The organism is Actinomycetospora sp. (assembly GCF_036497585.1).
Lineage (GTDB): Bacteria > Actinomycetota > Actinomycetes > Mycobacteriales > Pseudonocardiaceae > Actinomycetospora.
Genome location: NZ_DASXJD010000236.1, coordinates 1 through 4,738, shown reverse-complemented (window position 1 = coordinate 4,738; position 4,738 = coordinate 1). Strand labels below are relative to the sequence as shown.

Below are 4,738 nucleotides of genomic sequence, written 5' to 3'. Positions count from 1 at the left end.
CCCAGGTGATCCGGGACCTGCAGAACGCCCGGCAGGAGCTGGAGGACCTCAAGGTCGAGGCGCGGTTCCTCGGCAAAGTCGATCCCTCGTCCGACGACGACGTCAGCCGAGATGCCGCGACCGTGCTAGGGGCGGTGGCCGTCGGAGGTCCCGGCTCGCTCCTCGAAGCACTCGATGCCGGCGTCACCAGGCTCGACGCGCTCATCGGGGCGATCCGCTCCGAGCTCGAGGCATACGAGGCGGCTGATCGGACGACCGGTGCGCACCTCGACGACGCTGCGCGGTCGTGAACTCCTCGCCGCCGCCGCGATCCTCATCGTCGCGCTGTCCACGGCGTGCTCCGGGCAAGCCCCATCGGTCGCGCCCTCCCCGGCCCTGACCACCTCGGCGGACTCACCACCCGAGGTCGAGCGTCCGCTCGACGCCACGGCCACGGCCGACGCGCCCTGCGAACGCCTCCTCTCGCCGGTCGAGCTGCACCAGTTCGGCATCTCCGCTGCCGGCCGGACCCGGACGTACGGAGCCGTCGACGAGTGCGCGTGGACCTCGAGCAGCGACGACCGGCTGCGGATCGGCGTCGTCACGACCCGCGATCTCCTTGCGGACACCTACCGATCCGAGCACTCGCCGATCTTCGAGCCGACCACCGTCGAGGGCTATCCAGCAGTCCGACAACGGACGTCCCCGAGCTACAACACCTGCGAGGTGACCCTCGGCCTCGGCGGGAAGCAGGCCCTCGAGACCGACTGGACCGGCTCCGCGCCCGTCTCGCCGTCCGTCGATCCGTGCGCCCGGGCGGAGCAGGCGATCGCCCTGGTCATCCGGAAGCTCCCGCCCCAGAAATAACCCTGACCGATGGTCAGGGTTTCTCCCACGGCACCAGCCCGACCCCCACCGAGGACGAAGAGCTCCCACCCGACGAGTCACCGTGACTCGGTGGCGCGAACACGGTTCGCAACTCCGGCGCCCCCGCCGCCCCTCACTCCGCCACGTCCACCACCGTCGCGCTGGTGGCGGCTAGCAGCTCGTCCGGCGCCGCGTCGAACACCGTCCTCGGCGAGCCGGCCGCCGCCCACACCCCCGACCACGCCAGCACGCCACGCTCCACGAACGAGCGCACCGGCGCCGTCAGCCCCACCGGGGCCACCCCGCCGATCGCGAACCCCGTCCGCTCCCGCACGAACGCCCCCGAGCCCTGCTCCACCGGCGCCCCGACCACCTCGGCGAGAAGACCGACGTCCACCCGCGACGAGCCCGAGGTGAGCACCAGCACCGCCTCGTCCGTCGTCGGGACCCGGAACACCAGCGACTTCACGATCTGACCGACCTCGCATCCGAGGGCTGCGGCCGCCTCGGCCGCCGTCCGCGTCGACTCCGGTAGCTCGCGGACCCGTCCGCCCAGCCCGAGGTCGTCCAGGACGGCGGCGACGCGGTCGATACTGCGCACCTTCGCCACGCCGGTCAGCCCATCCGCCGGTTGGCGAGGACCGGCAGTACCGACCGGGCCTTCTCCACCGAGGCGGTGTCGACGTCGACCACGAGCAGCCCCGGGTCGGCCTCCAGCGACTCCTCGACCACGCCGAACGGCGAGGCGACCAACGAGTGGCCCACGCCCCGCGGCGCCTTGCCCGGGTCGATGCCACGGGCGAGCGGATCGGCCTGGTCGCAGGCCAGCATGTAGGTCGTCGAATCGATCGCCCGCGCCCGCGCGAGCAGCTCCCACTGCTCGACCTTCCCCGGCCCGGCACCCCACGAGGCAGGGAGCAGCACCGTCGAGGCGCCACGGTCGGCGAGGGCGCGGAAGAGCTCCGGGAAGCGGATGTCGTAGCAGATCGCGAGGCCCAGGGTCTCGCCGTCGAGCTCGACGACCACCGGGTCGGACCCCGGCGCGACGGTGTCGGACTCGGCGAACCCGAACGCGTCGTAGAGATGGATCTTGTCGTAGGAGGTGTCGACGCCACGGCCGGTCGCGAGCAGCGTGTTCGTCACCCGCCCGTCCTCGGTCGGCGTGAACATCCCCGCCACGACGAGCACGTCGTTCTGCGCGGCGATCTCGCGGACCCGGCTCGCCCACGGCCCGTCCAGCGGCTCGGCGACCGGCTTCAACGACACCCCGAACCGGCACATCGTCGCCTCGGGGAACACGACGACCGACGCGCCCTGCTGCGCGGCGAGCGCGGCATGGTCGGCGACCAGCTCGAGGTTGGCCGCCGGATCGTCCGAGGCGAGGATCTGGGCGAGGGCAACGCGCATGACGCCGTGTATACCGGTCGGATGGACGCCGCCGAGTACCTGGCGCGCATCGGGGCGAGCGCCGACGACGACCTCGCGACCCTCGCCGACCGGCACTACCGCACAGTCCCGTTCGAGAACCTCTCCATCCACCTCGGCGAACCGGTCGACACGGCGCCGACGACGCTGTTCGACAAGATCGTGGGACGGCGGCGGGGCGGCTTCTGCTACGAGCTCAACGGCCTGCTCGCCTGGCTGCTGGCCGAGCTCGGGTACGACGTCGGGTTCCTCGGCGCCCGCGTGCACGCCGGCGACCACGACACCGCCCCGCTCGCGCACCAGGCGCTGCGGGTGACCGGCGACGACGGCGTCGCCCGGCTGGTCGACGTGGGCTTCGGCGGCTTCTGCGTGCCGGCGGCCGAGCTGGCGCGCCCGTCCGCGCAGGTCGTCCCGCAGGCCGACGGCGACGTCGAGGTCGTGGGTCCCGACGGCGGGTCCGGGTACCGCCTCGACGGCCGTGAGTACGCGAGGGCCGACTTCGGGCCGACCTGCTGGTGGACGGCGACCCACCCCGACTCGGTGTTCACCCGCGGCCCGACGTGCACGCTGCCGCTCTCACCCGCGGGCCGTGTGACCCTGGCCGGGAACCAGCTCATCCGGACCGCGGCCGACGGGACGCGCACCGAGGACGAGCTCTCCGACGGCGAGGCGCTCGCGGCCTACCGCGACCTGTTCGGCATCACCCTGCGACGGCTCCCGGTGCCGTTGCACCCGCAGGCCCCGTCAGCGACCTCGTGATCCCCGGGGCCCCACGGGTGCGAAGAGCGGGACGAGCGTCGGGTCGTTGAACGAGGTGATCCGCCCGACCCGTCCGCCGATCACCGTCAGGACCTGTACCCCGTAGGGCCGGTCCCCGCCGTCGTGCCGGGACACGGTGAGCGCGGGCTGGCCGTTCGCCCGCGTCGGCTCCAGGTGCCAGACGCCCGCGCGGCGCAGCACGCGGCGGCCGAGGAAGCCGACGACGGCGTCGCGGCCGGTGAACCAGGTCGGTGTCGGCGGCATCTCCAGTTCGACGTCGGCGCGCAGCACCCCGACCAGGGCGGCCGGGTCGGCACGGGCGAACGCGTCGACGTAGCGGTCGAGGAGGTCCCGGAGTCCCTCGTCGTCCGGCTCGACGAGGGCCTCGGGATCCGGTGCCGCGTCCGCGAGGCGGGAGCGGGCCCGTCGCAGCGCGCTGTCGACCGCATCGACGGTCGTGTCGAGGACCTCGGCCGTCTCGGCGGTGGAGAACCCGAGCACGTCGCGCAGCGCGAGCACCGCCCGCTGTCGCGCGGGGAGCAGCTGGAGTGCGGCCACGAAGGCGAGGCGGATCCCGGCGCGCCCGGCGACCACCGCGGCCGGGTCGCCGCCGAGCAGGCCGTCGGGTGCCGGCTGCAGCCAGGGCACCGTCGGGTCGGTCTCCCCGACCGCGACCCGGTGGTCGTCGTGCGGTCCGGCGAGCCCCGACGGCAGCGGGCGCCGGCCGCGTGTCCCCGCCGCGGAGAGGCTGGCCCGCGTGGCGATCGTGTAGAGCCACCGCCGCAGGGAGGACCGCTCCTCGAACCGGTCGATCCCGCGCCACGCCCGCAGGTAGGTCTCCTGCACCACGTCCTGGGCGTCGTGGATCGAGCCGAGGATGCGGTAGCAGTGCGCGACCAGCTCGGGCCGGTAGCGCTCGGCCCGGGCGCTGAACTCGGTCGCGGTGGTCACGGTGGTCAGTCCAGCGGGTGCAGCCCGGTGGCGTCGAGCTGGTACTCGGCGGCCGGCGGGGTCGGGTCGGACGCGAGCCCGACGACGGCCTTCGCCACCTGCTCCGGGGTCAGGGCGGGAGCCAGCCGGGCCGCGAACGTGTCCGGGTCGACGCCCGCCCGGGCGGCGTAGGCCGCGGCGGCCGCACCGCCGAGGTCGGTCGCCGGGGTGAGCCGGGGAAGGAGCGTCGTGAACCGCAGGCCCAGCCCGGCCCGCGTCGACTCCTCGGCGGCGTAGCGCGCGACGAAGCGGATGGCCGCCTTGGCGCCGGCGTAGCCCCCGGAGAGCGGCGACCCGGCCAGGGCCGCACCGCTGGACAGGGCGACGACGAGGCCGCCGGGCGCCAGGGGCGTCGTCAGCGCGGCCTTCGTCCAGCCGAACACGTGCCGGGTGTCGACCTCCCAGGGTCGGCCGAACGACTCCCAGGTCTGCTCCTGGATCGGCGCCATAGCGGGAGCGGCGCCGGCGTTGAGCACGAGCAGGGCGGGGCGGTGCTCCGCGAGGACGGTGGCGGCGAGGTCCTCGTCGGTGGCGTCGCCGACGAGGGGCACGAACTCCGCGCCGAGCTCGTCGTGCAGGGCCCGCAGCCGGCCCTCGTCGCGGGCGAGGCCGACGACGGGGGTGCCGGCGCGGACGAGGGCGGCGGCGATCGCTCGGCCGAAGCCGCGGCTGGCTCCGGTGACGACGGCGGGTCGGGACGGTTCGGACACGGGGTCCT

The 4,738-nt window shown here is 74.5% G+C and carries 6 protein-coding genes and 1 pseudogene; 3 read left to right on the top strand and 4 right to left on the bottom strand.

Features of this window, described 5'->3' with window-relative positions; all coding sequences use genetic code 11:
- Together VGH76_RS24880 and VGH76_RS24875 are read left to right on the top strand one after the other, a co-directional pair.
- Window positions 1-290, top strand: a pseudogene (locus VGH76_RS24880) (hypothetical protein); the annotation flags it as partial.
- Window positions 259-846, top strand: coding sequence for a DUF3558 domain-containing protein (locus VGH76_RS24875; protein ID WP_331559441.1), 588 nt, complete (start codon window positions 259-261; stop codon window positions 844-846). The pseudogene VGH76_RS24880 and the gene VGH76_RS24875, both read left to right, overlap by 32 nt.
- Before the next feature lie 133 nt (window positions 847-979).
- Here the strand turns inward: VGH76_RS24875 and VGH76_RS24870 are convergent, their stop codons facing one another.
- Both VGH76_RS24870 and VGH76_RS24865 read right to left on the bottom strand, forming a co-directional pair.
- Window positions 980-1,456 (bottom strand): YbaK/EbsC family protein, encoded by a 477-nt coding sequence (locus tag VGH76_RS24870; RefSeq protein ID WP_331559440.1) that lies wholly within the window; start codon window positions 1,454-1,456, stop codon window positions 980-982.
- A gap of 5 nt (window positions 1,457-1,461) precedes the next feature.
- Complete coding sequence (locus tag VGH76_RS24865; RefSeq protein ID WP_331559439.1) at window positions 1,462-2,253, bottom strand: carbon-nitrogen hydrolase family protein; 792 nt, start codon at window positions 2,251-2,253, stop codon at window positions 1,462-1,464.
- Window positions 2,254-2,274: 21 nt separating this feature from the next.
- On the opposite strand from VGH76_RS24865, the gene VGH76_RS24860 reads away from it, so the two are divergent.
- Window positions 2,275-3,030, top strand: coding sequence for an arylamine N-acetyltransferase family protein (locus VGH76_RS24860; RefSeq protein WP_331559438.1), 756 nt, complete (start codon window positions 2,275-2,277; stop codon window positions 3,028-3,030).
- On the opposite strand, the gene VGH76_RS24855 is transcribed toward VGH76_RS24860, so the two are convergent.
- Window positions 3,016-3,981 carry an RNA polymerase subunit sigma-70 gene (locus VGH76_RS24855; RefSeq protein ID WP_331559437.1) on the bottom strand — a complete coding sequence of 322 codons (966 nt, stop codon included), beginning with the start codon at window positions 3,979-3,981 and terminating at the stop codon, window positions 3,016-3,018. The genes VGH76_RS24860 and VGH76_RS24855 overlap by 15 nt on opposite strands.
- 5 nt (window positions 3,982-3,986) lie before the next feature.
- Window positions 3,987-4,738: SDR family oxidoreductase (locus VGH76_RS24850; RefSeq protein ID WP_331559436.1), on the bottom strand; the 752-nt coding region annotated here is incomplete at its 5' end.